Raw genomic sequence first — 2168 nt, 5'->3', positions numbered from 1 at the left:
ACCTGGGTGCTCTCCAACCACGACGTCACCCGGCACGCCACCCGCTTCGCCAACCCACCCGGCCTCGGGACCCAGATCCGCACCGCAGGGGACCGCGCCCTCGGTCTGCGCCGGGCCCGCGCCGCCACCCTGCTGATGCTGGCGCTGCCCGGCTCCGCCTACGTCTACCAGGGCGAGGAGCTCGGCCTGCCCGACGTGGTCGACCTGCCCGACGAGGTGCGCCAGGACCCCGCCTACTTCCGGGGCGCGGGCCAGGACGGCTTCCGCGACGGCTGCCGGGTGCCGATCCCCTGGACCCGCGAGGGCTCCTCGTACGGCTTCGGCGGCGGGGGCAGCTGGCTGCCGCAGCCGGCGGGCTGGGGTGAGCTGAGCGTGGAGGCGCAGACCGGCGTGGCCGGTTCGACGCTGGAGCTGTACCGGGCCGCGCTGTCCGCCCGCCGCGAGCAGCCCGCGCTCGGCGCGGGCACGGGCGTCGAGTGGCTGCCCGCCCCCGAGGGCGTACTCGCCTTCCGGCGCGGGGACTTCACCTGTGTCGCCAACACCACCGGCGCGCCGGTCACCGTCCCGTCGTACGGGCGGGTGCTGCTCGCCAGCGGGGAGATCGCCGAGAGTGCCGCCGGGACTGAGGTCCCGGCCGACACCACGGTCTGGTGGACCACGGCCTGACCGCCTCTCTCTGAAAGTTCTTGCATCAACTTGCCACGGCCCGCTGCCTTTTCAGGCAGCGGGCCTTTAACATCCGTGTCACCGCAAGTTTGCTGAAACATTTCAGCAAGGGCATCCAGTCCTGCGGCAACAGCCTTCAACGACGAAGGAACCCCCACATGGCACGCAGAACCCTCACCGTGGCGCTCGCCCTCGCGGCAGCGGCCTCGGTTGGCATGTACCCGACTATCGCGCAGGCGTCCCCGCCCGGCACCAAGGACGTCACCGCCGTCCTCTTCGAGTGGAACTTCGCCTCGGTCGCCCGGGAGTGCACCACCACGCTCGGCCCGGCCGGGTACGGCTACGTGCAGGTCTCCCCGCCCGCCGAGCACATACAGGGTTCCCAGTGGTGGACCTCGTACCAACCCGTCTCGTACAGGATCGCGGGCCGGCTCGGTGACCGGGCGGCCTTCAAGAGCATGGTGGACACGTGTCACTCGGCCGGGGTGAAGGTCGTCACCGACACGGTGGTCAACCACATGTCCGCGGGCAGCGGCACCGGCACCGGCGGCTCGTCGTACAGCAAGTACAACTACCCGGGCCTGTACTCCTCGCCCGACTTCGACGACTGCACCGCGCAGGTCAGCAACTACCAGGACCGCTACAACGTCCAGCACTGCGAACTGGTGGGCCTGGCCGACCTGGACACCGGCGAGGACTACGTCCGCAAGGCCATCGCCGGGTACATGAACGACCTGCTCTCGCTCGGTGTCGACGGCTTCCGCATCGACGCGGCCAAGCACATCGACACGGCGGACCTGGCCAACATCAAGTCCCGGCTGACCAACCCGTCCGTGTACTGGAAGCAGGAGGTCATCTACGGTGCGGGCGAGGCCGTCCAGCCCACCGAGTACACGGGCAACGGCGACGTCCAGGAGTTCCGCTACGCCTACGACCTCAAGCGGGTGTTCAACAACGAGAACCTCGCCTACCTGAAGAACTACGGCGAGGGCTGGGGGTACATGAGCAGCTCGGTCGCCGGGGTCTTCGTCGACAACCACGACACCGAGCGCAACGGCAGCACCCTCAACTACAAGGACGGCGCCAACTACACGCTGGCCAACGTCTTCATGCTGGCCTACCCCTACGGCGCACCGGACATCAACTCCGGCTACGAGTGGTCCGACGCGGACGCCGGGCCGCCCAACGGGGGCAAGGTCAACGCCTGCTGGCAGGACGGCTGGAAGTGCCAGCACGCCTGGCCGGAGATCAAGTCCATGGTCGCCTTCCGCAACGCCACCCGCGGCCAGGCCGTCTCCAACTGGTGGGACAACGGCAACGACGCCATCGCCTTCGGGCGCGGGAACAAGGGGTTCGTGGCCATCAACCACGAGTCCTCCTCGCTCTCCCGCACCTACCAGACCTCGCTGGCCGCGGGCACGTACTGCAACGTGCAGAACAACACCGCGGTGTCGGTGAACTCCAGCGGTCAGTTCACCGCGACCCTCGGCGCCAACACCGCG

At 69.0% G+C, this 2168-nt stretch carries 2 protein-coding genes; both read left to right on the top strand.

Annotated elements, in window-relative coordinates:
* Nucleotides 1-666, top strand: a 666-nt coding sequence (locus CCN33_RS26865) for an alpha-amylase family glycosyl hydrolase (RefSeq protein WP_140394694.1), incomplete at its 5' end; no start/stop codon positions are given.
* A gap of 158 nt (nucleotides 667-824) precedes the next feature.
* A partial coding sequence (locus tag CCN33_RS26860; protein ID WP_086696032.1) for an alpha-amylase occupies nucleotides 825-2168 on the top strand: 1344 nt, incomplete at its 3' end.

Origin of the sequence: Streptomyces recifensis, from assembly GCF_002154615.1 — a bacterium.
Classification (GTDB): domain Bacteria; phylum Actinomycetota; class Actinomycetes; order Streptomycetales; family Streptomycetaceae; genus Streptomyces; species Streptomyces griseoluteus.
Note: the sequence above shows the minus strand (reverse complement) of the source record. Positions and strands in the feature narration are given on the sequence as shown.